The sequence below is a fragment of the Enterococcus sp. DIV1315a genome (genome assembly GCF_051712325.1).
Taxonomy (GTDB): domain Bacteria; phylum Bacillota; class Bacilli; order Lactobacillales; family Enterococcaceae; genus Enterococcus; species Enterococcus faecalis.
In genome coordinates, this window is record NZ_JBIOOS010000001.1 from 839,978 (window position 1) to 864,060 (window position 24,083).

The 24,083-nt window shown below is 36.4% G+C and carries 25 protein-coding genes and 1 other RNA gene; 22 read left to right on the forward strand and 4 right to left on the reverse strand.

The genetic code is table 11. The features are described 5' to 3' along the window. Positions 1 to 6: 6 nt before the first annotated feature. The 14 genes from IGJ03_RS04080 (at position 7) to IGJ03_RS04145 (ending at position 9,324) form a co-directional block, all read left to right on the forward strand. On the forward strand, positions 7 to 573 hold the full coding sequence (locus IGJ03_RS04080; protein ID WP_002408620.1) for a kinase: 567 nt from the start codon (positions 7 to 9) through the stop codon (positions 571 to 573). A 27-nt stretch (positions 574 to 600) separates the two neighbouring features. Further along, complete coding sequence (locus IGJ03_RS04085) at positions 601 to 900, forward strand: hypothetical protein (RefSeq protein WP_025186579.1); 300 nt, start codon at positions 601 to 603, stop codon at positions 898 to 900. A 67-nt stretch (positions 901 to 967) separates the two neighbouring features. Next, positions 968 to 1,480 carry a GNAT family N-acetyltransferase gene (locus tag IGJ03_RS04090; RefSeq protein WP_002386019.1) on the forward strand — a complete coding sequence of 171 codons (513 nt, stop codon included), beginning with the start codon at positions 968 to 970 and terminating at the stop codon, positions 1,478 to 1,480. Positions 1,481 to 1,528: 48 nt separating this feature from the next. Next, positions 1,529 to 1,969 (forward strand): GNAT family N-acetyltransferase, encoded by a 441-nt coding sequence (locus tag IGJ03_RS04095; RefSeq protein ID WP_425135816.1) that lies wholly within the window; start codon positions 1,529 to 1,531, stop codon positions 1,967 to 1,969. A gap of 192 nt (positions 1,970 to 2,161) precedes the next feature. After that, positions 2,162 to 3,316, forward strand: a complete 1,155-nt coding sequence (gene emeA / locus IGJ03_RS04100; protein ID WP_002358140.1) for a multidrug efflux MFS transporter EmeA — start codon at positions 2,162 to 2,164, stop codon at positions 3,314 to 3,316. Positions 3,317 to 4,083: 767 nt separating this feature from the next. Beyond that, positions 4,084 to 5,406: a Y-family DNA polymerase gene (locus tag IGJ03_RS04105; RefSeq protein ID WP_375804721.1), complete on the forward strand. Its 1,323-nt coding sequence runs from the start codon at positions 4,084 to 4,086 to the stop codon at positions 5,404 to 5,406. 4 nt (positions 5,407 to 5,410) lie between these two features. Next, entirely contained in the window at positions 5,411 to 5,800 is a 390-nt protein-coding gene (locus IGJ03_RS04110) for a hypothetical protein (RefSeq protein ID WP_010710518.1), read from the forward strand. A 71-nt stretch (positions 5,801 to 5,871) separates the two neighbouring features. Next, complete coding sequence (locus tag IGJ03_RS04115) at positions 5,872 to 6,069, forward strand: hypothetical protein (RefSeq protein ID WP_002360617.1); 198 nt, start codon at positions 5,872 to 5,874, stop codon at positions 6,067 to 6,069. Positions 6,070 to 6,086: 17 nt separating this feature from the next. After that, a complete protein-coding gene (locus IGJ03_RS04120) occupies positions 6,087 to 6,392 on the forward strand; it encodes a hypothetical protein (RefSeq protein WP_002397742.1) in 306 nt (101 codons plus the stop codon). Positions 6,393 to 6,444: 52 nt separating this feature from the next. Beyond that, a complete protein-coding gene (locus IGJ03_RS04125) occupies positions 6,445 to 6,876 on the forward strand; it encodes a universal stress protein (RefSeq protein WP_002391595.1) in 432 nt (143 codons plus the stop codon). Between the two features lie 70 nt (positions 6,877 to 6,946). Beyond that, a complete protein-coding gene (locus IGJ03_RS04130; RefSeq protein WP_002358134.1) occupies positions 6,947 to 7,189 on the forward strand; it encodes a hypothetical protein in 243 nt (80 codons plus the stop codon). 369 nt (positions 7,190 to 7,558) lie between these two features. Beyond that, complete coding sequence (locus IGJ03_RS04135; protein ID WP_002396414.1) at positions 7,559 to 8,005, forward strand: GNAT family N-acetyltransferase; 447 nt, start codon at positions 7,559 to 7,561, stop codon at positions 8,003 to 8,005. A gap of 139 nt (positions 8,006 to 8,144) precedes the next feature. Next, positions 8,145 to 8,858, forward strand: coding sequence for a DsbA family oxidoreductase (locus IGJ03_RS04140; protein ID WP_033625697.1), 714 nt, complete (start codon positions 8,145 to 8,147; stop codon positions 8,856 to 8,858). A gap of 70 nt (positions 8,859 to 8,928) precedes the next feature. Beyond that, complete coding sequence (locus IGJ03_RS04145) at positions 8,929 to 9,324, forward strand: DUF805 domain-containing protein (RefSeq protein WP_002358131.1); 396 nt, start codon at positions 8,929 to 8,931, stop codon at positions 9,322 to 9,324. Between the two features lie 180 nt (positions 9,325 to 9,504). Here the strand turns inward: IGJ03_RS04145 and IGJ03_RS04150 are convergent, their stop codons facing one another. After that, complete coding sequence (locus IGJ03_RS04150) at positions 9,505 to 10,926, reverse strand: helix-turn-helix domain-containing protein (RefSeq protein WP_002382000.1); 1,422 nt, start codon at positions 10,924 to 10,926, stop codon at positions 9,505 to 9,507. Positions 10,927 to 11,100: 174 nt separating this feature from the next. Between IGJ03_RS04150 and ebpA the strand changes: the two genes are divergently transcribed. The 4 genes from ebpA to srtC all read left to right on the forward strand — a co-directional run bounded on the left by ebpA (position 11,101) and on the right by srtC (position 18,827). Further along, positions 11,101 to 14,565 (forward strand): endocarditis and biofilm-associated pilus tip protein EbpA, encoded by a 3,465-nt coding sequence (gene ebpA / locus IGJ03_RS04155; RefSeq protein WP_425135872.1) that lies wholly within the window; start codon positions 11,101 to 11,103, stop codon positions 14,563 to 14,565. 3 nt (positions 14,566 to 14,568) lie between these two features. Then, positions 14,569 to 15,999, forward strand: coding sequence for an endocarditis and biofilm-associated pilus minor subunit EbpB (ebpB, locus tag IGJ03_RS04160; protein WP_425135817.1), 1,431 nt, complete (start codon positions 14,569 to 14,571; stop codon positions 15,997 to 15,999). Then, the gene (ebpC, locus tag IGJ03_RS04165; protein WP_104866503.1) at positions 15,996 to 17,879 is read left to right on the forward strand and encodes an endocarditis and biofilm-associated pilus major subunit EbpC; all 1,884 of its coding nucleotides are present in this window, start codon (positions 15,996 to 15,998) and stop codon (positions 17,877 to 17,879) included. The genes ebpB and ebpC overlap by 4 nt, the downstream gene beginning before the upstream one ends. A 93-nt stretch (positions 17,880 to 17,972) precedes the next feature. Then, on the forward strand, positions 17,973 to 18,827 hold the full coding sequence (srtC, locus tag IGJ03_RS04170) for an Ebp pilus assembly class C sortase (RefSeq protein WP_002371340.1): 855 nt from the start codon (positions 17,973 to 17,975) through the stop codon (positions 18,825 to 18,827). Positions 18,828 to 18,894: 67 nt separating this feature from the next. Here srtC and IGJ03_RS04175 read toward each other — a convergent pair whose 3' ends face one another. Then, the gene (locus tag IGJ03_RS04175) at positions 18,895 to 19,188 is read right to left on the reverse strand and encodes a hypothetical protein (RefSeq protein WP_002358125.1); all 294 of its coding nucleotides are present in this window, start codon (positions 19,186 to 19,188) and stop codon (positions 18,895 to 18,897) included. Positions 19,189 to 19,381: 193 nt separating this feature from the next. Here IGJ03_RS04175 and IGJ03_RS04180 point away from each other — a divergent pair, with 193 nt between their 5' ends. The 3 genes from IGJ03_RS04180 to IGJ03_RS04190 all read left to right on the forward strand — a co-directional run bounded on the left by IGJ03_RS04180 (position 19,382) and on the right by IGJ03_RS04190 (position 20,626). After that, positions 19,382 to 19,585, forward strand: a complete 204-nt coding sequence (locus IGJ03_RS04180; RefSeq protein ID WP_002381996.1) for a DUF378 domain-containing protein — start codon at positions 19,382 to 19,384, stop codon at positions 19,583 to 19,585. 358 nt (positions 19,586 to 19,943) lie between these two features. Continuing rightward, complete coding sequence (gene entV / locus IGJ03_RS04185; protein ID WP_002358120.1) at positions 19,944 to 20,456, forward strand: enterococcin EntV; 513 nt, start codon at positions 19,944 to 19,946, stop codon at positions 20,454 to 20,456. Then, entirely contained in the window at positions 20,441 to 20,626 is a 186-nt protein-coding gene (locus tag IGJ03_RS04190) for a hypothetical protein (protein ID WP_014524989.1), read from the forward strand. The genes entV and IGJ03_RS04190 overlap by 16 nt, the downstream gene beginning before the upstream one ends. A 134-nt stretch (positions 20,627 to 20,760) precedes the next feature. Here the strand turns inward: IGJ03_RS04190 and ssrA are convergent. Then, positions 20,761 to 21,127: a transfer-messenger RNA gene (gene ssrA / locus IGJ03_RS04195) on the reverse strand. A gap of 138 nt (positions 21,128 to 21,265) precedes the next feature. After that, positions 21,266 to 21,586, reverse strand: a complete 321-nt coding sequence (locus tag IGJ03_RS04200) for a DUF898 family protein (RefSeq protein ID WP_425135873.1) — start codon at positions 21,584 to 21,586, stop codon at positions 21,266 to 21,268. Between the two features lie 319 nt (positions 21,587 to 21,905). Here IGJ03_RS04200 and IGJ03_RS04205 point away from each other — a divergent pair, with 319 nt between their 5' ends. Further along, positions 21,906 to 24,071, forward strand: coding sequence for a collagen binding domain-containing protein (locus IGJ03_RS04205; RefSeq protein WP_438711078.1), 2,166 nt, complete (start codon positions 21,906 to 21,908; stop codon positions 24,069 to 24,071). Positions 24,072 to 24,083: the final 12 nt, after the last annotated feature.

A 24,083-nucleotide genomic window follows, 5' to 3' on the forward strand; every position in this document is an offset into this window, starting at 1 on the left:
CAAAACTTGGAGAGTTTTTTCCAAGTTTTTTGCTCTTTTCTGCTGGTTTTCAACAATCAAGAAAATGGAGGGAAACAGATGCAACCGAAATTAATTATTTTACGTGGTAATTCTGGTAGTGGTAAAACAACGATAGCTAAAGCGCTTCATCAGTGTCTTAAAGAACAATCGTTATTGATTTCTCAAGATGTGGTGCGCAGAGAAATGCTTCGTGTTAAAGATGAAACAGGTAATCTAAGTATTGCTTTGTTAAAACAGTTGGTAGCTTTTGGGTATCAAGAATGCCAGTATGTGATTGTTGAAGGGATTTTTCAAAAAGCTATTTATCATTCCTTTTTTCAGGAAATAATCCATCTCTTTGAAGGAAACGTTCAGGTTTATTATTTTGATATTTCTTTTGAAGAAACGCTGAAAAGACATAGCCAGAGAAACAAGAATCAAGAATTTGGTGTCGTGGAAATGAAACGTTGGTGGCTACCAGAAGATTATTTAGAGCTTCCGGGAGAAAAGCGGTTATCTGAACAACTGTCTGAAAAGCAGATTATCAGGCAAATTTTAGCAGATATTCAGTAGTGAGTGCTGCGCTTTTTAGAGAAATGGATGTTGTGGTATGATAAAAAAGAAGGAGTGGTTTCAATGGATTACCAAGAACGATTAAAAAATTTACCACCTGAAGTCATGACAGCTTTTTCAGAATCATTTATTTTTTTAATCAGTAACGATAAAGTTCAACATTTTCCTGCACGAGACTTAACGCAAGCTGAAATGATTCAACGAGTGAAAGAGAAATTAGGTGAAACGGTGACGTGGTCCTTATGGCAAGGGTTCGTTATTGCTGTTAATTCAGAAGAAACATGTGTTGCTGTTTTGCCCAAATATCATCAACTCGATGGTTTTTGAAAATGAATAAGGGAGCGAAGAATTATTCGCTTCGTTGTATAAAATGAAAACGTTTTTTTTGGAGGAAATGCTGATGTCTGAGCTAGTGGTTATTAGAGAAATGCAAGAGAAAGATATCTTAGCGCTGGATACTCAATTTGTCCAACAAGGTTGGCCAAGTCGCCAAGAGATTTTAATGAACTATTTAGAAGAACAATTAGTCAAGCAACGAACGGTTTTTGTAGCGGAGAAAAAGGCAACGCTGTTAGGTTATGTGACGTTACTGCCATTAGCTAAGGAAGGACCTTTTAAAAATTTATATCCTGAAATAGCTGATTTCAATGTATTCTTACCATTTCAAAAACAAGGAGTGGGGCGGTTATTATTAAATCGTGCAGAAAATGTTGCCAAAAGTTATGCAGATACTGTTTCTTTGGGAGTAGGCCTGCATCCTGGTTATGGTGCAGCGCAAAGATTATATATCAAACAGGGATATGTGCCAGATGGTTCAGGAGTCTGGTTTCAAAATAAGCAGCTGAAACCAAACGATCGGTGTGTTAATGATGATGCGTTAGTTCTTTATTTATCGAAAAAACTATAGAGTAGCCAAAGTAATACTCTATAAATATCATTTAGGAGGGTGTTACCCTTGATTAGAAAAATGAAGCCAACAGATGCAGCGGCGTTAACTATCATTAATAAAGAACAATTGGGCTATGAAGTTCCCATTGACGTGACCTGTAAACAGATTGAGAAATTACTACTAGCCAGTGACAGAGAGTTTTTATATGTTTATGAAGAAACGAAGACAGGGAAGATTTTAGGCTATGTGCATGCGCAACTGTATGAAACAATTTATTCCCAAACGTTATTGAACGTTCTGGGGTTAGCAGTGGCAAAAGAAGCAGAAGGCCGTGGAATTGGCAAACAATTAATGACGAAACTAGAAACGGAAGCTAAAAAGTGTAACTTGTCTGCGATTCGCTTAAATTCAGGGGAACAGCGTACAGCAGCACATCAATTTTATGAACACATTGGCTATGTTTCTGATAAAAAACAAAAGCGATTCATTAAATACTTGGATACTTAAGTTATGTCTTTAAAAAATAACAATTTCCTTTAAAAAAATAAGTAAAAACTAGTGAAATTTTCAGCGAATTAGTGTAAAATGTATCTCAATGACTCAACGAGTGTTTCAGCCGAAACACTGTCAAAGAAAGTACATACAAAGAAACAGAAATAGCCATTTTTGATGGCTGTTTTTTTATGGAGGAGGCAAATTATGACGAAAAAAAATAGTATGATGTACTTAGCAATTTCTAACTTATTTCTTGTTTTTCTAGGCGTAGGCCTAGTCATTCCCGTAATTCCCCAATTAAAAGAAGAAATGCATTTTTCTGGTACCACAATGGGAATGATGATTTCTATTTTTGCGATTGCCCAATTAATCACATCGCCAATCGCAGGTGTCCTTTCGGATAAAATTGGTCGGAAAAAAATGATTGCGACGGGCATGTTGGTGTTTTCAATTTCTGAGTTATTATTTGGTTTAGCCCAAGCGAAAAGCGGTTTTTATATTTCTCGTGGTTTAGGTGGGATTGCCGCCGCTTTATTAATGCCGTCAGTGACAGCTTTTGTGGCAGATATGACCACGATTTCTGAACGTCCGAAAGCGATGGGACTTGTGTCAGCTGCAATTAGTGGTGGTTTTATTATCGGACCAGGAGTTGGTGGTTTTATTGCTTATTTAGGTATTCGCGCTCCATTTTTTGCGGCCGCATTTTTAGCGTTTATTGGTTTTATTTTGACATTAACTGTTTTGAAGGAGCCAGAGAAACGAATTTTAGCCGCTGTTGAAGCGAAAAAAGGTTCATTTATGGATATTTTAAGAAATCCAATGTTTACCTCATTATTTGTGATTATCTTAATTTCCTCTTTTGGCCTGCAAGCGTTCGAATCTATTTATAGTATTATGGCGACTATTAATTTTGGCTTTACCACAAGTGAAATAGCAATCGTGATTACGGTTAGTGGTATTTTAGCGTTGATTTGTCAGTTGTTTTTCTTTGATGCAATCGTCCAAAAAATAGGTGAAATGGGTTTAATCCAATTAACCTTTTTTGCAAGTGCCATTTTTATTGCCGTGATTGCCTTTACAAAAAATAATTTAGTTGTTGTATTTTCAACGTTTATTGTCTTTTTAGCGTTTGACTTGTTTAGACCAGCAGTAACTACTTATTTATCCAAACATGCTGGAGATCAACAAGGAACCATCAACGGACTAAATTCGACATTTACAAGTTTTGGTAATATTTTAGGACCAATGGCAGCAGGAGCTTTATTTGATATCAATCACTTTTTCCCTTATTATGTTTCAGCAGTAATTCTGTTAGGAACGGGCTTTTTATCGTTATTTTTAAATCGAAATAAGATGTAAAAAGTGATAATAGGGTGTTACGGCGTCAAAAAGTTAGATGAATATTCTAACTTTTGATGCCGTTATTTATTTTTTTATAGGCAGAATATGCTATAAAAAAAGTATGATATAGATATGTTATTAGTAGTTTTGATAGCGGTTTCTGGAATTGTGTGTTATGCTTTTCCTGATTACTTTGATGTTAGAGCGACGCACACACAAACTTGGAAAGGCTAATCTTAGTAATTTAATAGAAAGTAGGTCTGGTTATGAATCTCCTTAAATATATTAGTAGCTTTATTTGGATGCTGTGCTCTTTGGGGATTATATATGCTATTCTTCGAATGATAACTAGTGTGAGCAAGACGGATTTTTCAGGAAATGGAACAAAAATCTATCTTATTTTGATAGTACTGTACACACTAGGAACGATAGGATTAGGGATGCTAGTTTCTAAAAAATGGTTCTATTTTTTGATTATTTTTATTTCTCTATGTGTATTATCACCTATAATATTGATTTTGATATTAAACTACACCAATCTATTAAAATAATCATGTTTTAGATAGTATTTATTCAAGTTTATCCTCTATGTATTAATCTGAATACACTGTTATTTTATTGGAGAGTTCTTTTTCAAATATATGTAAATAGTCTAACAATAGGGTTCTGTTTGTTGTTGGACTATTTTTTTGATCACCAACCGTTCTTGAAAAAAACAAAAAAATAAACAGTGTTCGCTTGATTAATCGAACGTTTGTTCGTATAATGATTTTGCAAGTGAGGTGATGTTTGTGAAATTTGATTATGAAAAAGAACCTAGTCGCGATATTCTTTGTATTGATTGCAAAAGTTTTTACGCTAGTGTAGAATGCGCAGAACGTGGGTTAGATCCGTTGAAAACGATGTTGGTAGTGATGAGTAATGCCGAAAATGCGGGGGGATTAGTTTTATCAGCATCGCCAATGGCAAAAAAAGTTTTAAGTGTTTCAAATGTTACGCGTAAAAATCAAGTGCCCGCTCATCCTGATTTATATGTGGTTCCGCCACGAATGAATTTGTACATGAAAAAAAATCAAGAAATCAATAATTTATATAAAAAGTTTGTCGCAGATGAAGATCACTCTGTGTTTAGTGTAGATGAATCATTTCTTGATGTAACGGCTTCTTTAAGTTATTTTCATTGTGAAACCGCCTATAAGATGGCTCGGATTATCCAAAGAGTCGTTTATAATCATGTGGGTATTTATGTGACCGTTGGGATAGGGGACAATCCGTTACTGGCTAAATTGGCCTTGGACAATGGCGCCAAACATTCGCCAGATTTTATTGCAGAATGGCGGTATGATCGTGTACCAGATACTGTCTGGCAGTTGCCTTCTTTGACAGATTTTTGTGGGATTGGTCGCAGAATGGCTAAACGACTGAATCGCTTAGGAATTGATTCTGTATATGAGTTAGCGCAAGCGAATCCGCATCTTTTACAAGAAACATTTGGCGTGATGGGGCTTCAATTGTATGCTCATTCATGGGGGATTGATCGTACCTTTTTAGGGAAAAAAGCACCACATAAAGCTGAAAAATCATTTGGGAATAGTCAGATTTTACCGAGAGATTATGCGCGAAGAGATCAGATTGAACTAGTCTTAAAGGAACTGACAGAACAAGTGGCTGCTCGTTTAAGAAAAGCGCATTGCCAAACGGAATGTATCACAGTCTACGTTGGTTATTCCAAAGGACAAATTGACCGTGAAGGACGAACTGGTTGGCGAAAACAACAAACGATTCCTGCAACAAACAATACAAAAGTTTTGATTACCTATGTATTAGCCCTTTTTAGAGAACATTATCTAGCGGGAACCGATGTCCGGCAATTAGGGCTTTCTTATGGGAAATTAGTTTGGAATGAATCTTTACAATTAGATTTATTTTCGGAACCAGAAGAGCAAATTAGTGAAATGGAGTTAAACTATCTGATTGATAAAATCCGACAAAAATTTGGCTTTCAAGCTTTAATCCACGCCTCTTCTTTGTTGGAAGGCGCGACGGCAATTCATCGTTCAGGATTAGTCGGTGGACATGCTGGAGGAAATGTCGGTTTAGGAGGATAACATCATGAAACGAACAAAAAAAGAATTTACACCTTATAATGAGTACCATGATCGGCCCTTTGAACTGAAATGGGCGACCGCTTTTGCATTGGGGGAGTTACAAGAAGGAATCGAAGCTTCTGACGAATATTCTAAGAGAGCGTTTGAACGCTTACCGCAACAGACAACAGAAGAAATTGAAGAATACTTAGAGCAGTCTTTAAAAAATAACCAAGTTTTAGAAATCCAATTGAATACATTGGATGATTTTGGCCGTGTTCAACCGCCAATTGTTGGTGTTTTTGAAGGGATGAGTTCAATGGAGTATGCAAAAGTTGGAAATACACATATTTTATTTGAAGAGATTCGGCATATTAAAAGTCATGAGTTTACAAAGTGGTCGAGCCTTGATTAAAAAACTATTGTTATACGTGTGTTTTGTGAAAACATATGAGATAATGTTCATAGGTGATAGAAATAAAAATTATGGAGGTGGCTAGGATGGGACATCATTTAAAAGGACACCATGGCAAAAAAACAAACGCAAATGGCGGCTTTTTAACAAAGTTATTGGCAGGCGGCGCCTTAGTGGGCGTAGGAAAAAAGTTATACGACAATCGTGAAAAAATTAAAGAGCTGTTAAGTGACGACAAAGAAAAAAGCAACGACACTGAAAACAAATAAAGGACTGGATTGACGGAATGGTAAAAGATGCAGCGTATATTATTGAAGAGATTACCACGATTTTAGAGGGAACCTATTTTGTGATAACCAAGAAAGCGAATAAGCGCCGCATGTGTTTACATGTTTCGGATACCGCGAAAGAATTTTTACGTTGTCGACTGGAATATGAAACATTCTTAGAGCAACAGTTTGATTATGCCACAAGGTTTTTAGAAACATGTACGGAAGATGTTTCTGTTGAAATTCAAACGGGACTACTTGAAGAAACAAATTATCAAGCATTAACTGTGGAAAAATTACAACAGATAGCCACTAAAATGTAACACAGCTGTTGTGTTAGTTTTGATTCTTAATTTGGTTAAGGAGGCGGATAAAATGTCAGTATATCAACATATTTTGGTTGCTCTTGATGGCTCAGATCAATCTGAAAAAGCTTTTCATGAAGCTGTCAGGATTGCCAAAGAGGAACAAGCCACTCTTTATTTAGCTACAATTATTAATGATGCTGAATTTACGACGAGTCCATTTTCTTTTGAAGAATTGTATGATTTAGAAAAACACAAGTCAGAAGAGATGCTCACTGAAAAGGCAAAACAAGCGAGTGAAATTGGTGTAAAAACAGTCAAAAAAATTGTTGAACTTGGGAGCCCAAAACGTTATCTTGCCAATACGATTTCTGAAAATTATGCCATAGATTTAATTGTGCTAGGTGCCACGGGAAGAGGTGCTATTCAACGAACCTTGATTGGTTCTACTACAGATTATGTGGTTAACCATGCTTTGTGCAATGTCTTAGTCGTTCGCTAATTGTGAGTAAATAATCAAGGAAACAATGTTTTATCGGGACGTTTTTTTAAATTAAACGAGAGGTGAGTTTATGAAAACAAAAATCGGAAAAACAGTTATCTTGTCAGCGTTTTTATTCACAAGTTTCCTTTTACTGAGTGGTTGTACCTCGGCTGGCGAAGAGATGGAAAAAACAATTGATCGACAGAAAGAAAAAGTCGATAAAACGGTCGATAAGCAGAAACATAAAAATGAAAATTCCATGGAAAGTTACGACGAAAAAGTTGACCGTTCTTTAGATAGTCAAGAAGACAAAATCGATACTACTGAGTAACGGGAAAGCTTTCAACTATCGGCTAGTAAATAAATAATATACAAAAGGGAGCATCCACTGCAGTTATTTCTCACAGCGGATCCTCTCTTTTGTGGTTAAAAAGAAAAAGTTAACTGCTCCCCAACAGTTAACTTTTAATCATGTTGCACATAGTTAAAACACTCTATATATCATTTATATCATTTGAAACGGGTAGTGTAAAAAGAAATCTCTTGAAAAGAGTCTCCATTTATAGGGAAGAATTCCCATAAAAAAGAGAAACGTATAATCACAGAGAGTTAGAGAAAGCAAAGGGAAATAAGTATGTTAAAATAAGAAGCAAGAAAGAAGACAAGTATGCAGAAAATAACAACTAATTAGGTGAAAACAATGGAAATACATTTTGAAAAAGTAACAAGCGATAATCGTAAAGCAGTGGAAAACCTACAAGTTTTCGCTGAACAACAAACCTTCATTGAATCAATGGCAGAAAATCTAAAAGAATCAGACCAATTTCCAGAATGGGAATCGGCAGGTATTTATGACGGCAATCAATTAATCGGCTATGCCATGTATGGACGTTGGCAAGATGGGCGCGTTTGGCTAGACCGCTTTTTAATTGACCAACGGTTCCAAGGACAAGGTTATGGGAAAGCAGCCTGTCGACTTTTAATGTTAATGCTAATAGAAAAATACCAAACAAACAAGCTATACTTGAGTGTTTATGATACGAACAGCTCAGCAATTCGGTTGTATCAACAACTTGGTTTTGTATTTAATGGTGAATTAGATACGAATGGTGAGCGGGTAATGGAATGGACACATCAGAATAAGTAGATAGAACAGGTGATACAAAAGCCATAGCGCATTTTGTTTCACCTTTTTCTTTTAATTGGCTCCATTTGTTTACTTTTAGTAAGTAAAATGGTAAATTTAGTTCAATCTGTTTTGAAAAAAGAGTTACTGGAGGGTAAGGATGAAAATAGAATTTTTCCATGATGTTATTTGTAGTTTTTGTTTTCCAATGTCTGACCGCATGCATGAGATTCAACAAGAATTTCCTGAAATTGAATTGATTCATCGGTCGTTTGCGTTAGGATGGTCAGCAAACGATTTTGAAACAATGTTTGGCTCACGAGCAGCAGTAAAAGAAGAAGTTTTGACGCATTGGGTGCATGCCAATCAAAACGATTCAAAGCATCGTTTTAATATTGAAGGGATGAGGAAGCAACGATTTGATTTTCCAACATCAAAGAATGCATTATTAGCAGCAAAAGCAGCTGGATACATTGGCAACCAAGACACTTATTGGTTACTGTTTGATAAGTTACAAGAAGGTTTATTTATGAGAAGTTTAAATATTGAAGAGCCAGAAGTAATTGAGGAGCTAGTAAAAGAGACAACGATTGATTTTGCTTTATGGAAAGAAGCTGTTGCTTCCGAGGCTGTTTGGACGGCGGTTCAAGAAGATTTCGCGCTAGCTTCTGCTTATGGTTTACAAGGAGTTCCCGCACTAATCATTAATCAAAAATATTTAATTAATGGTGCAGTACCGAAACAACAAATCAGCCAAACTATTCAAAAAATTCTCGCAGAAGAAAAACAACAGCAACCGTTAGTTTCATTAACTCCTTCTTCTGAAAAGTCAGCTTCGTGTGAGTTTAAGGAAGGCACATGGACGTGTCATTAAGCGGCATAAAATAACGTTATTCTTTGACAAAACGAAAGACTTCTGTAATAGTTAATGCGGGGGTGATAATATGTTTAACGCGTATAGAGAATACTGGAATAATATTACAACAATGAATGCGTCAGCAACACGAGCACAATATTGGTGGCCACAATTAATTAATTATTTGGTGTTAGGGATTTATTCAGCAATTACGGGCGTTTACAGATATATTGAAGTAACACCCAATGATGGAACAATCATTAAAGAATGGAATACCGTGACCATTATCTTTTTCTTGCTGACTGCTTTAATTTGGTTGGCAAACTTTACTGTTCGAGCAAGAAGATTGCATGATCGCGACCACAGTAACTGGTGGATTTTATTCTATTTACTTCCTTTTATCGGTACTTTAGTGATCTTCATTACATTAATTTTGCCAAGTAAAAGTCACACAAGATGGCCAGTGAATCAATCAGAAATTTAATTTGCTGGTTTAGCTGATTATCTTAAGAGTGAAAATAGGACATAAGTCATTTCGACTTATGTCCTATTTTCTTTTTTATTTCAGAAAAATAAAAATATCTTCTGTATGATGGCACCTCACATTACGCGGTTCTTGATAAAAGGGCTATCTTTTTGGTAGATAGGGAAAACCATTAAGACGTTAAAAGTTTAATAAATCGAGCAATTCTCTTTTGTTAGAAAATAAGATAGCATCATTAATTAAAATACTTGGAACACTGGTTTCAATAATTGGTTGATTGGTAATAATCAAGTCAAATTCTTCGAGTCGATGGTCACCTAATTGTTCTTCCGTAATTGCTAACGTATTTGAACGAATCCGATGCAAAGCTAAAATATCGTGGACATAGTTTCCAATATATTGACTATGATTCAGGCCCATGTCGCTAATAATCAAAATCTTTTTTGAGTCGAAACTCTGGTTAATTTCTGGAAAAGTATTAAGCAACCAAAAAATATAAGAAGATGAATAGTTTAATAGATTTGTTTCTAAAAGAGCGGAAAAGAAATGCAATTCTGCTTTTAATCGTGCATATAAGTGAAGCTGAGTAAAATGAATTTGTCGAGTGAAAAAGGTGGCCCTTTGTGTCAATTCGGAGGTGTCAAAAGGCACTAATTGAGAAAACAAATAAAGACAGGTTAACAAGTGAACAGCGAAGTCGACGACTTCTTCTGTTAATTGTTCAATCTGTGAAAAAGCATTAAATTTTAAATTTTCACGTATTCTTTGACTGATGACTTCTTGGTCTTCGGAGTAGTATTGCTGAAAAGCGCCTCTTTGAAAATATCGGAGAACTTCCCGATAGGTTTCACGGCTGAGCCCAGTAAAATGACGACTGAGTAAAAGATAATCTTCCATTTTGATTGGACTCTTTTTATCTGTTTTTTTCTGGAAACGTTGTTGAAATCCTTGATGCTCTCTTAATAAATCAACAATAAAATACATAATAAAGAAATCGTGTTCATAACTGTTATCCATACTAATAATATTTAATTGGCATTGATTGCGGCGCATTAATTGTTTGATTTCTTGCTTATCTAATTGATAAGGCAATTCATAATGACCATAATACATTAAAAAGAAAAAGGTCGTAAAAATACGTAAAGGCAATTCTTCTGTTTGGCTAGTTAATTGATAGCCTTGATCAACGATAACGCGAAGAGAGTAAGTTTCCAAGACCTGATTACACTGCTTCAATTTTCGAGCAAAAGAAGAGCGACTAATATTGATGGTATCGCAATAATATTCGATGGTTTTGCCAGGATTTTGGATAAACTCATGGAGCAATTGGGTGGTCGTTGACGTTTTTGCCATATCCGTCAGCACGTTTAAATATAAGGACACATTAAAGTTTTCTAAACGATAGCCTAATTTATGCGATGTTTTAATGGTTAAACTTTCGCCCCAACGCTGTTTAATCTCCTCAATATAACGAATAAAAGTAGACTCAGAACTACCAATATATTTTGCAAGTTCTTTTTTAGTCATCCATTTATCAGAAATGGATAAGACACGAATGATTTCTTCCATTTTCCGATAATTTTTTTCTAAAAACCTAATCATATTGTTTCCTCCCAAGTCCTTTACTTTAATGAAACAATCATCGAAACAATAACGCAATTTCAGAAATGAAACCGCTTGGTATGAAAGCTGGTGTGATTTAATGAGCTCCTTCTCTGTATAATAATTATCAGATTAGAATAATGAAATTTTACGTGCTAGGCAATTCTAATTTAACTGTTAATTCATAAAAGAAAGGAGAGAACAGACATTAAATTACTAAAGAAATTTGGGGTTTTCGGCGTAGTCTTTTTACTTGTCTCATCCTATTTCATACCGCTCATTGGCTATGCAGAAACAGCCAAAGAAGTTGAAATTACATCCGCTCAAATGATAACAGATGAGAATGATAAAACGAATATTAATATCGAGTTAAATCTTCTCAACCAAACAGAGCAGCCATTACAACGAGAAATTCAATTGAAAAATGCACAGTTCATGGATACTGCTGTAATTGAAAAAGACGGATATTCTTACCAAGTGACTAATGGTACGCTTTATCTGACTTTGGACGCACAAGTAAAAAAGCCGGTACAGCTTTCGTTAGCTGTTGAGCAAAGTTCGCTTCAAACAGCTCAGCCACCTAAGTTATTGTATGAAAACAACGAATATGATGTTTCAGTTACTTCTGAAAAAATAACAGTAGAGGATTCTGCTAAAGAATCAACTGAACCAGAAAAAATAACTGTACCAGAAAATACGAAAGAAACTAACAAAAATGATTCGGCTCCAGAAAAAACAGAACAGCCGACCGCAACAGAAGAGGTAACCAATCCATTTGCAGAAGCAAGAATGGCGCCAGCTACTTTGAGAGCGAATCTGGCACTGCCTTTAATTGCACCACAATACACGACGGATAATTCTGGGACTTATCCGACAGCTAATTGGCAGCCCACAGGCAATCAAAATGTGTTAAACCATCAAGGGAATAAAGACGGTAGTGCACAATGGGACGGCCAAACGAGTTGGAATGGGGACCCTACTAATCGCACAAATTCTTATATTGAGTATGGCGGTACAGGAGACCAAGCCGATTATGCCATCCGAAAATATGCTAGAGAAACAACAACACCAGGGCTTTTTGATGTATATCTTAATGTGCGTGGGAATGTTCAGAAAGAAATCACGCCATTGGATTTGGTCTTAGTCGTTGACTGGTCCGGAAGTATGAATGAAAACAATCGGATTGGTGAAGTTCAAAAAGGAGTGAACCGTTTTGTTGATACATTGGCAGATAGCGGTATTACCAATAACATCAACATGGGCTATGTTGGCTACTCAAGTGACGGTTATAATAACAACGCCATTCAAATGGGGCCGTTTGATACAGTCAAAAATCCAATTAAAAATATTACGCCAAGTAGCACTAGAGGAGGAACTTTCACTCAAAAAGCATTAAGAGATGCTGGTGATATGTTAGCAACGCCAAATGGACATAAGAAAGTCATTGTACTTTTAACGGATGGCGTCCCAACTTTCTCTTATAAAGTGAGTCGAGTTCAAACAGAGGCAGATGGTCGCTTTTATGGGACACAATTTACAAATCGACAAGATCAACCAGGTAGCACTTCCTATATCTCTGGTAGCTATAATGCGCCAGATCAAAACAATATCAGTAAACGAATTAACAGTACGTTTATCGCCACGATAGGTGAGGCAATGGCCTTAAAACAACGTGGGATTGAAATACATGGATTGGGCATTCAATTGCAAAGCGATCCACGAGCTAATTTATCTAAACAACAAGTTGAAGATAAAATGCGTGAGATGGTGTCAGCCGATGAAAATGGAGACCTTTATTATGAATCCGCGGATTATGCACCAGACATTTCTGATTATTTAGCGAAAAAAGCCGTTCAGATTTCAGGAACGGTTGTAAACGGAAAAGTAGTTGATCCAATTGCTGAACCTTTTAAATACGAGCCAAATACATTATCAATGAAAAGTGTGGGTCCTGTTCAGGTTCAAACATTACCAGAAGTGTCGCTAACAGGCGCTACAATTAATAGTAATGAGATTTATTTGGGTAAAGGGCAAGAAATTCAAATTCATTATCAAGTACGTATTCAAACAGAGTCAGAAAACTTCAAACCTGATTTTTGGTATCAAATGAATGGTCGGACAACGTTTCAGCCATTAGCCACGGCCCCTGAAAAAGTTGATTTTGGGGTTCCTTCGGGAAAAGCACCAGGCGTGAAGTTAAACGTGAAAAAAATCTGGGAAGAGTATGATCAAGACCCAACAAGTCGGCCAGATAACGTGATTTATGAAATTAGTAGAAAGCAAGTAACTGACACAGCCAACTGGCAAACTGGGTATATTAAATTATCAAAACCAGAAAATGATACCAGCAATAGTTGGGAGCGCAAAAATGTAACCCAACTTTCCAAAACCGCGGATGAAAGCTATCAAGAAGTTCTTGGGCTTCCCCAATACAACAATCAAGGACAAGCTTTCAATTATCAAACAACCCGTGAATTAGCAGTTCCTGGTTACAGTCAAGAAAAAATTGACGATACTACTTGGAAAAACACGAAGCAATTCAAGCCATTAGATTTAAAAGTAATCAAAAATTCTTCCTCAGGTGAGAAAAACTTAGTGGGAGCCGTCTTTGAATTGAGTGGTAAAAATGTTCAAACAACATTAGTGGACAATAAAGATGGTAGCTATTCTTTGCCAAAAGATATGCGCCTACAAAAAGGGGAACGCTATACATTAACTGAAGTAAAAGCACCTGCAGGACATGAGTTAGGTAAGAAAACGACTTGGCAAATTGAGGTGAGTGAGCAAGGCAAAGTAAGCATCGATGGACAAGAAGTGACCACCACAAATCAAGTTATTCCATTGGAAATTGAAAATAAATTTTCTTCTTTGCCAATCAGAATTAGAAAATACACCATGCAAAATGGCAAACAAGTGAACTTAGCAGAGGCGACTTTTGCGTTGCAAAGAAAAAATGCTCAAGGAAGTTATCAAACTGTGGCAACTCAAAAAACAGATACTGCAGGATTGAGCTATTTTAAAATTAGTGAACCTGGTGAGTATCGAATGGTGGAACAATCAGGACCATTAGGCTACGACACTCTTGCTGGAAATTATGAATTTACTGTTGATAAATATGGGAAAATTCACTATGCAGGCAAAAATATTGAAGAAAATGCGCCAGAATGGACACTGACACATCAAAATCATTTGAAACCTTTTGACTTAACGGTTCATAAAAAAGCCGATAATCAGACGCCACTTAAAGGAGCGAAATTCCGTTTAACAGGACCAGATACGGATATTGAATTACCAAAAGATGGCAAAGAAACGGATACTTTTGTTTTTGAAAACTTAAAACCAGGGAAATATGTCCTAACAGAAACCTTTACGCCAGAAGGATATCAGGGGTTAAAAGAACCAATCGAATTAATAATTCGCGAAGATGGTTCAGTCACGATAGATGGGGAAAAAGTAGCAGATGTTTTAATTTCTGGAGAGAAGAATAATCAAATTACTTTAGATGTTACTAACCAAGCAAAGGTTCCTTTACCTGAAACTGGTGGCATAGGACGCTTGTGGTTTTACTTGATAGCGATTAGTACATTCGTGATAGCGGGTGTTTATCTCTTTATTAGACGACCAGAAGGGAGTGTGTAATCAATGAAAAACGCACGTTGGTTAAGTATTTGCGTCATGCTACTCGCTCTTTTCGGGTTTTCACAGCAAGCATTAGCAGAAGCATCGCAAGCAAGCGTTCAAGTTACGTTGCACAAATTATTGTTCCCTGATGGTCAATTACCAGAACAGCAGCAAAACACAGGGGAAGAGGGAACGCTGCTTCAAAATTATCGGGGCTTAAATGACGTCACTTATCAAGTCTATGATGTGACGGATCCGTTTTATCAGCTTCGTTCTGAAGGAAAAACGGTCCAAGAGGCACAGCGTCAATTAGCAGAAACCGGTGCAACAAATAGAAAACCGATCGCAGAAGATAAAACACAGACAATAAATGGAGAAGATGGAGTGGTTTCTTTTTCATTAGCTAGCAAAGATTCGCAGCAACGAGATAAAGCCTATTTATTTGTTGAAGCGGAAGCACCGGAAGTGGTAAAGGAAAAAGCTAGCAACCTAGTAGTGATTTTGCCTGTTCAAGATCCACAAGGGCAATCGTTAACGCATATTCATTTATATCCAAAAAATGAAGAAAATGCCTATGACTTACCACCACTTGAAAAAACGGTACTCGATAAGCAACAAGGCTTTAATCAAGGAGAGCACATTAACTATCAGTTAACGACTCAGATTCCAGCGAATATTTTAGGATATCAGGAATTCCGTTTGTCAGATAAGGCGGATACAACGTTGACACTTTTACCAGAATCAATTGAGGTAAAAGTGGCTGGAAAAACAGTTACTACAGGTTACACACTGACGACGCAAAAGCATGGATTTACGCTTGATTTTTCAATTAAAGACTTACAAAACTTTGCAAATCAAACAATGACTGTGTCGTATCAAATGCGTTTAGAAAAGACCGCTGAACCAGACACTGCGATTAACAACGAAGGACAATTAGTCACGGACAAGCATACCTTGACTAAAAGAGTCGCAGTTCGTACAGGCGGCAAGTCTTTTGTCAAAGTTGATAGTGAAAATGCGAAAATCACCTTGCCAGAGGCTGTTTTTATCGTCAAAAATCAAGCGGGGGAGTACCTCAATGAAACAGCAAACGGGTATCGTTGGCAAAAAGAAAAAGCATTAGCTAAAAAATTCACGTCTAATCAAGCCGGTGAATTTTCAGTTAAAGGCTTAAAAGATGGCCAGTACTTCTTGGAAGAAATCTCTGCACCAAAAGGTTATCTTCTGAATCAAACAGAAATTCCTTTTACGGTGGGAAAAAATTCTTATGCAACGAACGGACAACGAACAGCACCGTTACATGTAATCAATAAAAAAGTAAAAGAGTCAGGCTTCTTACCAAAAACAAATGAAGAACGTTCTATTTGGTTGACGATTGCAGGCCTGCTAATCATTGGGATGGTAGTCATTTGGCTATTTTATCAAAAACAAAAAAGAGGAGAGAGAAAATGAAGCAATTAAAAAAAGTTTGGTACACCGTTAGTACCTTGTTACTAATTTTGCCACTTTTCACGAGTGTATTAGGGACAACAACTGCATTTGCAGAAGAAAATGGGGAGAGCGCACAGCTCGTGATTCACAAAAAGAAAATGACGGATTTACCAGATCCGTTTATTCAAAATAGCGGGAAAGAAATGAGCGAGTTTGATAAATATCAAGGACTGGCAGATGTGACGTTTAGTATTTATAACGTGACGAGCGAATTTTACGAGCAACGAGCGGCAGGCGCAAGCGTCGATGCAGCTAAACAAGCTGTCCAAAGTTTAACTCCTGGGAAACCTGTTGCTCAAGGAACCACCGATGCAAATGGGAATGTCACTGTTCAGTTACCTAAAAAACAAAATGGTAAAGATGCAGTGTATACCATTAAAGAAGAACCAAAAGAGGGTGTAGTTGCTGCTACGAATATGGTGGTGGCGTTCCCAGTTTACGAAATGATCAAGCAAGCAGATGGTTCCTATAAATATGGAACAGAAGAATTAGCGGTTGTTCATATTTATCCTAAAAATGTGGTAGCCAATGATGGTAGTTTACATGTGAAAAAAGTAGGAACTGCTGAAAATGAAGGATTAAATGGCGCAGAATTTGTTATTTCCAAAAGCGAAGGCTCACCAGGCACAGTAAAATATATCCAAGGAGTCAAAGATGGATTATATACATGGACAACGGATAAAGAACAAGCAAAACGCTTTATTACTGGGAAAAGTTATGAAATTGGCGAAAATGATTTCACAGAAGCAGAGAATGGAACGGGAGAATTAACAGTTAAAAATCTTGAGGTTGGTTCGTATATTTTAGAAGAAGTAAAAGCTCCAAATAATGCAGAATTAATTGAAAATCAAACAAAAACACCATTTACAATTGAAGCAAACAATCAAACACCTGTTGAAAAAACAGTCAAAAATGATACCTCTAAAGTTGATAAAACAACACCAAACTTAGATGGTAAAGATGTGGCAATTGGAGAAAAAATTAAATATCAAATTTCTGTAAATATTCCATTGGGGATTGCAGACAAAGAAGGTGACGCTAATAAATACGTCAAATTCAATTTAGTTGATAAACATGATGCAGCCTTAACTTTTGATAACGTGACTTCTGGAGAGTATGCCTATGCGTTATATGATGGGGATACAGTGATTGCTCCTGAAAATTATCAAGTGACTGAACAAGCAAATGGCTTCACTGTCGCCGTTAATCCAGCGTATATTCCTACGCTAACACCAGGCGGCACACTAAAATTCGTTTACTTTATGCATTTAAATGAAAAAGCAGATCCTACGAAAGGCTTTAAAAATGAGGCGAATGTTGATAACGGCCATACCGACGACCAAACACCACCAACTGTTGAAGTTGTGACAGGTGGGAAACGTTTCATTAAAGTCGATGGCGATGTGACAGCGACACAAGCCTTGGCGGGAGCTTCCTTTGTCGTTCGTGATCAAAACAGTGACACAGCAAATTATTTGAAAATCGATGAAACAACGAAAGCAGCAACTTGGGTGAAAACAAAAGCTGAAGCAACTACTTTTACAACAACGGCTGATGGATTAGTTGATATCACAGGGCTTAAATACGGTACCTATTATTTAGAAGAAACTGTAGCTCCTGATGATTATGTCTTGTTAACAAATCGGATTGAATTTGTGGTCAATGAACAATCATATGGCACAACAGAAAACCTAGTTTCACCAGAAAAAGTACCAAACAAACACAAAGGTACCTTACCTTCAACAGGTGGCAAAGGAATCTACGTTTACTTAGGAAGTGGCGCAGTCTTGCTACTTATTGCAGGAGTCTACTTTGCTAGACGTAGAAAAGAAAATGCTTAATTTCTAGCATCACTGAAGAAATTTTTAGAAAAACAAAGAGCCTGGGCCAATCACTGTCCCAGGCTTTCATGCTTTATTTTTAAGGAGGAAGCAATGAAGTCAAAAAAGAAACGTCGTATCATTGATGGTTTTATGATTCTTTTACTGATTATTGGAATAGGTGCATTTGCGTATCCTTTTGTTAGCGATGCATTAAATAACTATCTGGATCAACAAATTATCGCTCATTATCAAGCAAAAGCAAGCCAAGAAAACACCAAAGAAATGGCTGAACTTCAAGAAAAAATGGAAAAGAAAAACCAAGAATTAGCGAAAAAAGGCAGCAATCCTGGATTAGATCCTTTTTCTGAAACGCAAAAAACAACGAAAAAACCAGACAAATCCTATTTTGAAAGTCATACGATTGGTGTTTTAACCATTCCAAAAATAAATGTCCGTTTACCAATTTTTGATAAAACGAATGCATTGCTATTGGAAAAAGGAAGCTCCTTGTTAGAAGGAACCTCCTATCCTACAGGTGGTGCGAATACACATGCGGTCATTTCAGGCCATCGTGGTCTCCCTCAAGCCAAATTATTTACAGATTTGCCAGAATTAAAAAAAGGCGATGAATTTTATATCGAAGTCAATGGGAAGACGCTCGCTTATCAAGTGGATCAAATAAAAACCGTTGAACCAACTGATACAAAAGATTTACACATTGAGTCTGGCCAAGATCTCGTCACTTTATTAACTTGCACACCGTATATGATAAACAGTCATCGGTTATTAGTTCGAGGACATCGTATCCCATATCAACCAGAAAAAGCAGCAGCGGGGATGAAAAAAGTGGCACAACAACAAAATTTACTATTATGGACATTACTTTTAATTGCCTGTGCGTTAATTATTAGCGGCTTCATTATCTGGTACAAGCGGCGGAAAAAGACGACCAGAAAGCCAAAGTAGTATGACGAAAAGGCTAAACATACTAAAAAAAAGAGTAAAAAAATAGCTTTTCAATTTTTAATCCTCCTTATCGTGCATAATTGAACCAGAGAAACAGAAGTATTAACGAAATAACTAAAAGAGCAAGCCCTGAATAAAAAGCGACAAAAGGCCAATCAATCGATTGTTTAAATTCCTGCCAAGTTTGGATTTTTCTGTTTTTTTTCGCGCTATCCTCAAGCGTGAGTAAATAATTCAATAGTAAGAGGAGCAGCAACACCGTGAAATCATTTGTGGTAAAAAGCACATGTAAAAATAGAATGACAAAGACAACACGGGATAACACTCGATTCCGCAAAATTAAAAATAACTTAGCACGCATAATAAACCACCATTTCTTATCAGAGATAATGACTCTGTTTTTGTCTACTCTTTAGTTATATCATAAAATTCTTAATAATGAAAAAATGATTCGAGAAAATAATTGAAAAAATTTTTTTCCTGAATCATTATTTTCGTAAATAAAGAATAAACGTGTTACTCTTGGCTTATCAAATTTGGAAGGAGTGTTAAAAATGAAATATCTGGATATTATTGCTTTAATTTTATTGATTGTCGGAGGTTTAAACTGGTTATTAGTTGGTGCATTTAATTTTGATTTAGTTGCAACAATTAGTGGCGGTGCAACCACACCATTAGCAAAAATTATCTATATTATTGTCGGAATTTGTGCGATTTATTCTATTAAGTTTTTAGCTCCTTTGTTCCGCGAACCATAGGATTGATTTAAAAGATTTAGATAACGTGAAGTTATTTTGACTTAGTAATTGAGAGTTTCCTTGAGAAAGGGGACTCTTTTTTTATTTTCTATATTCGTTTCAGAAGGTTTAGGCAAGCTCAAAAAATATTTCAAGAGAGCAGCGTTGTTTTCAAAATAGAACCTAGCATTACCTCGAACGTACCTCAAATAACCTGTGTCTTTTTTTGAATCATTAGTTCAAATTGATGTGATCACTAGTGAGAAAAATCAGCTCTAGGATATATAGGAAAATATAAGCATCAAATAGGGATTTTGATGATAAATTATCTTTTTCCTTGTTATGATTATAACAAGGAAAAGAAAGTAGGGATTTATTTATGGAATTACAGGTGACAAAAAAGGCTAAATTTTTTTGTTTGGCGATGGCATTACTAATGACATTAGGTATTTTTATCAGCGCTGGTACAAGTGTTTATGCATCTGACCAACTAGAGGATTCAGAAGTTGAGGCTGTAGCAAAAGGACTGGAAGAAATGTATGCGAATGGAGTGACGGAAGATAACTTTAAAAACTATGTCAAAAATAATTTTGCTCAGCAAGAGATTTCTTCAGTTGAGGAAGAGTTAAATGTAAATATTTCTGATGCTTCAACAGTAGTTCAAGCACGTTTTAATTGGAATGCATTAGGAAGTTGCGTTGCTAACAAAATCAAAGATGAGTTTTTTGCAATGATTAGTATCAGCGCAATTGTAAAAGCTGCACAAAAGAAAGCCTGGAAAGAATTAGCAGTGACTGTATTACGCTTCGCTAAAGCCAATGGGTTAAAGACGAATGCTATTATTGTAGCTGGACAACTAGCTTTATGGGCAGTTCAATGTGGGCTAAGCTAATGAATTTAAAAGATCATGTTACGGAAATAGTAATTACTTTTATCATCGCTTTTGTGTATACTTGGATAGATTCAGGAGAACTTGAAATCTTAAAAACTCTTTTGATAACAATAATATTTTTAGCCATGTTCTATGCAATACCCAAAATCACCAATAGAAAAAGAAAATGAAGTGGTTTTAGAAAGATAATGTGATAGGAAGTGTAAGAGGAGGTAACGAGCCTTCTCTTGCTTATAGAAAAAAAGAGCTAAAACCTTATAAAATAAAGGTTTTAGCTCTTTTTTGTTTTTCTCTACTTTTCTAAAAATGGAGACGGCGGGAGTCGAACCCGCGTCCAAACATATTGCCACTTAAATCTCTACGTTCATAGACACTCATTTAAAGGTTCGCTTTACAGCGTGCCGAGTGACAGGCATTCTGTATTGCTAGTCTGGTAAGCTCTTCTAAATTTTACAGACGGAAAAATTTAGCGTATCCCACTTCGATTAGGACCCTGACCCGAGCACATGGGCGATGCCGGGAGGATCTTCGCTAGCTGGTTTTTAGGCAGCTAAAGCGAAAGAATTGTTTTCGTTTTTAGCAGTTATATTTAACTGTAACGTTTTAACGTAGCCGTAACCTACGAAACGCAATTCAAGCTCAACTATGCCTGTCGAATCCGTAACGCCCCCGAAATAACATAAGTATCCCTTGATACTTATCAAAGTATAGCATAAATTCCTTGTTTTTTCAAAGAGTAGGATAACACTCTGTTAGATATTCATAAAAAGAGGAAGGATGGACCGTAACTCAGTTCATCCTTCCTCTTTTTATGAAAGTGTGTGGGTATGTTTTGTAATCCATTGTTGCAAACGGATATTCAACCAAAAACCATAAATTCCTAAAGTAATTATAGTTAATAAAAGCCATTTAATCCAATGACCGAATAATTGCATAGCTGTACCGTCAAAATAAAGGCGTTTACCATCAATAACGGTATGCTTGATTTTCCAGTTGTACATCATACAAATTCCCCAAGGTGCGCAAATGCCTAATGTAAAGACAGTAATCAAGGTTGCTAAAATTGAAGTCCCGATATACGTGGCTAAATCACCGTCAAAATATGAATTTTTCCTTCTTTTCCTTCTTATCTCATAACTTTTATTATAACAAGAATAAATGGCCTGGGAAACAAAATGAGGATGAAATAAGTATTTTTATTCATTATTGATGTGAAATATGTTATTTATGCAACTCAAACTTGGCAGCATTAGATATTTTGTAACAAATGTTATCTAATGTAACTACAATAATAAAACGTTTTCCTTAGGAAGTGAATTAGAAATTAAAAAAAAAGGCTACTTAAATGAGCATTAATATTGTGCGAGACATATCTTTTTGCTATTGTCAACTTCTGAAAAAGACCACTAAGTGGAAAAAATAAGAGAAAAGAAGGGTGAATAATTTTTTATGACAAAAAGTGTAAAATTTTTAGTGTTACTGTTGGTAATGATTCTACCAATTGCGAGGGCGTTATTGATTGGTCCAATTTCGTTTGGCGCCGAATTGAGCAAAAGTTCAATCGTTGACAAAGTAGAATTAGATCACACTACTTTATATCAAGGAGAGATGACCTCAATTAAAGTATCTTTTAGTGACAAAGAAAATCAGAAAATAAAACCTGGAGATACTATTACTTTAACTTTACCAGACGCACTAGTTGGAATGACCGAGAACGATGGTTCACCACGAAAAATCAATTTAAATGGTTTAGGGGAAGTTTTTATCTATAAAGATCATGTTGTAGCAACATTTAACGAAAAAGTTGAATCTTTACATAATGTGAATGGGCATTTTTCTTTCGGGATTAAAACGCTTATCACCAATAGTTCGCAACCGAACGTGATAGAAACGGATTTCGGAACAGCAACGGCGACTCAACGTTTGACGATTGAAGGAGTGACTAACACAGAGACTGGCCAAATTGAGCGAGACTATCCGTTTTTTTATAAAGTAGGCGATTTGGCTGGAGAGTCAAATCAAGTACGTTGGTTTTTAAATGTGAACCTCAATAAATCCGATGTCACAGAAGATATTTCAATTGCGGATCGACAAGGAAGTGGTCAACAATTAAATAAAGAGAGTTTTACATTTGATATTGTGAATGACAAAGAAACTAAATATATTTCACTTGCCGAGTTTGAGCAACAAGGTTATGGCAAAATTGACTTCGTGACAGATAATGACTTTAATTTACGTTTTTATCGGAATAAAGCACGCTTTACTTCCTTTATCGTCCGTTACACTTCGACAATCACAGAAGCAGGCCAACATCAAGCAACATTTGAAAATAGTTATGACATCAATTATCAACTAAACAATCAAGACGCAACGAATGAAAAAAATACATCACAGGTTAAAAATGTTTTTGTAGAAGGCGAGGCAAGCGGCAATCAAAATGTGGAAATGCCAACAGAAGAAAGTCTAGACATTCCTTTAGAGACAATAGATGAATGGGAACCAAAGACACCTACTTCGGAACAGGCAACAGAAACAAGTGAAAAGACAGGCGCAACAGAAACTGCAGAAAGCAGCCAACCAGAAGTTCATGTCTCGCCAACAGAAGAAGAAAATCCAGATGAAGGTGGAACACTAGGCACGATTGAGCCAATCATACCTGAAAAACCAAGTGTGACAACTGAAGAGAATGGCGTAACAGAAACTGCAGAAGGCAGCCAACCAGAAGTTCATGTCTCTCCAACAGAAGAAGAAAATCCAGATGAAAGTGAAACGTTAGGTACAATTACACCAATTATTCCTGAAAAACCAAGTGTGACAACTGAAGAGAATGGCGTAACAGAAACTGCAGAAGGCAGCCAACCAGAAGTTCATGTCTCTCCAACAGAAGAAGAAAATCCAGATGAAAGTGAAACGTTAGGTACAATTACACCAATTATTCCTGAAAAACCAAGCGTAACAACTGAAGAGAACGGCGCAACAGAAACGGCAGAAAGCAGCCAACCAGAAGTTCATGTCTCACCAGCGGAAGAAGAAAATCCAGATGAAAGTGAAACGTTAGGTACAATTTCACCAATTATTCCTGAAAAACCAAGTGTGACAACTGAAGAGAACGGCACAACAGAAACCGCAGAAAGCAGTCAACCAGAAGTTCATGTCTCACCAACAGAAGAAGAAAATCTAGATGAAAGTGAAACACTAGGCACGATTGAGCCAATCATACCTGAAAAACCAAGCGTAACAACTGAAGAGAATGGCACAACGGAAACGGCAGAAAGCAGCCAACCAGAAGTTCATGTGTCGCCAACAAAAGAAATTACTACAACTGAGAAAAAACAGCCATCCACAGAAACAACTGTGGAGAAAAATAAAAATGTTACATCAAAAAATCAACCACAAATACTAAACGCTCCATTAAATACAGTGAAAAATGAAGGAAGCCCACAGTTGGCTCCCCAACTGCTTAGTGAACCAATTCAAAAATTAAATGAAGCAAACGGGCAACGAGAACTTCCCAAAACAGGCACAACAAAAACACCGTTTATGCTAATAGCAGGAATACTGGCAAGTACATTTGCCGTTTTAGGTGTAAGTTATCTACAAATCAGAAAGAATTAACAATAGAAAAGC

Excerpts from the sequence above, each read along its gene's own strand:
- IGJ03_RS04085 (WP_025186579.1), top strand. The coding sequence starts at position 601 with ATGTTGTGGTATGATAAAAAAGAAGGAGTGGTTTCAATGGATTACCAA.
- IGJ03_RS04090 (WP_002386019.1), top strand. The coding sequence starts at position 968 with ATGCTGATGTCTGAGCTAGTGGTTATTAGAGAAATGCAAGAGAAAGAT.
- emeA (WP_002358140.1), top strand. The coding sequence starts at position 2,162 with ATGACGAAAAAAAATAGTATGATGTACTTAGCAATTTCTAACTTATTT.
- IGJ03_RS04105 (WP_375804721.1), top strand. The coding sequence starts at position 4,084 with ATGTTTGTGAAATTTGATTATGAAAAAGAACCTAGTCGCGATATTCTT.
- IGJ03_RS04110 (WP_010710518.1), top strand. The coding sequence starts at position 5,411 with ATGAAACGAACAAAAAAAGAATTTACACCTTATAATGAGTACCATGAT.
- IGJ03_RS04115 (WP_002360617.1), top strand. The coding sequence starts at position 5,872 with ATGGAGGTGGCTAGGATGGGACATCATTTAAAAGGACACCATGGCAAA.
- IGJ03_RS04120 (WP_002397742.1), top strand. The coding sequence starts at position 6,087 with ATGGTAAAAGATGCAGCGTATATTATTGAAGAGATTACCACGATTTTA.
- IGJ03_RS04125 (WP_002391595.1), top strand. The coding sequence starts at position 6,445 with ATGTCAGTATATCAACATATTTTGGTTGCTCTTGATGGCTCAGATCAA.
- IGJ03_RS04130 (WP_002358134.1), top strand. The coding sequence starts at position 6,947 with ATGAAAACAAAAATCGGAAAAACAGTTATCTTGTCAGCGTTTTTATTC.
- IGJ03_RS04135 (WP_002396414.1), top strand. The coding sequence starts at position 7,559 with ATGGAAATACATTTTGAAAAAGTAACAAGCGATAATCGTAAAGCAGTG.
- IGJ03_RS04140 (WP_033625697.1), top strand. The coding sequence starts at position 8,145 with ATGAAAATAGAATTTTTCCATGATGTTATTTGTAGTTTTTGTTTTCCA.
- IGJ03_RS04145 (WP_002358131.1), top strand. The coding sequence starts at position 8,929 with ATGTTTAACGCGTATAGAGAATACTGGAATAATATTACAACAATGAAT.
- IGJ03_RS04150 (WP_002382000.1), bottom strand. The coding sequence starts at position 10,926 with ATGATTAGGTTTTTAGAAAAAAATTATCGGAAAATGGAAGAAATCATT.
- ebpB (WP_425135817.1), top strand. The coding sequence starts at position 14,569 with ATGAAAAACGCACGTTGGTTAAGTATTTGCGTCATGCTACTCGCTCTT.
- ebpC (WP_104866503.1), top strand. The coding sequence starts at position 15,996 with ATGAAGCAATTAAAAAAAGTTTGGTACACCGTTAGTACCTTGTTACTA.
- srtC (WP_002371340.1), top strand. The coding sequence starts at position 17,973 with ATGAAGTCAAAAAAGAAACGTCGTATCATTGATGGTTTTATGATTCTT.
- IGJ03_RS04175 (WP_002358125.1), bottom strand. The coding sequence starts at position 19,188 with ATGCGTGCTAAGTTATTTTTAATTTTGCGGAATCGAGTGTTATCCCGT.
- IGJ03_RS04180 (WP_002381996.1), top strand. The coding sequence starts at position 19,382 with ATGAAATATCTGGATATTATTGCTTTAATTTTATTGATTGTCGGAGGT.
- entV (WP_002358120.1), top strand. The coding sequence starts at position 19,944 with ATGGAATTACAGGTGACAAAAAAGGCTAAATTTTTTTGTTTGGCGATG.
- IGJ03_RS04190 (WP_014524989.1), top strand. The coding sequence starts at position 20,441 with ATGTGGGCTAAGCTAATGAATTTAAAAGATCATGTTACGGAAATAGTA.
- IGJ03_RS04205 (WP_438711078.1), top strand. The coding sequence starts at position 21,906 with ATGACAAAAAGTGTAAAATTTTTAGTGTTACTGTTGGTAATGATTCTA.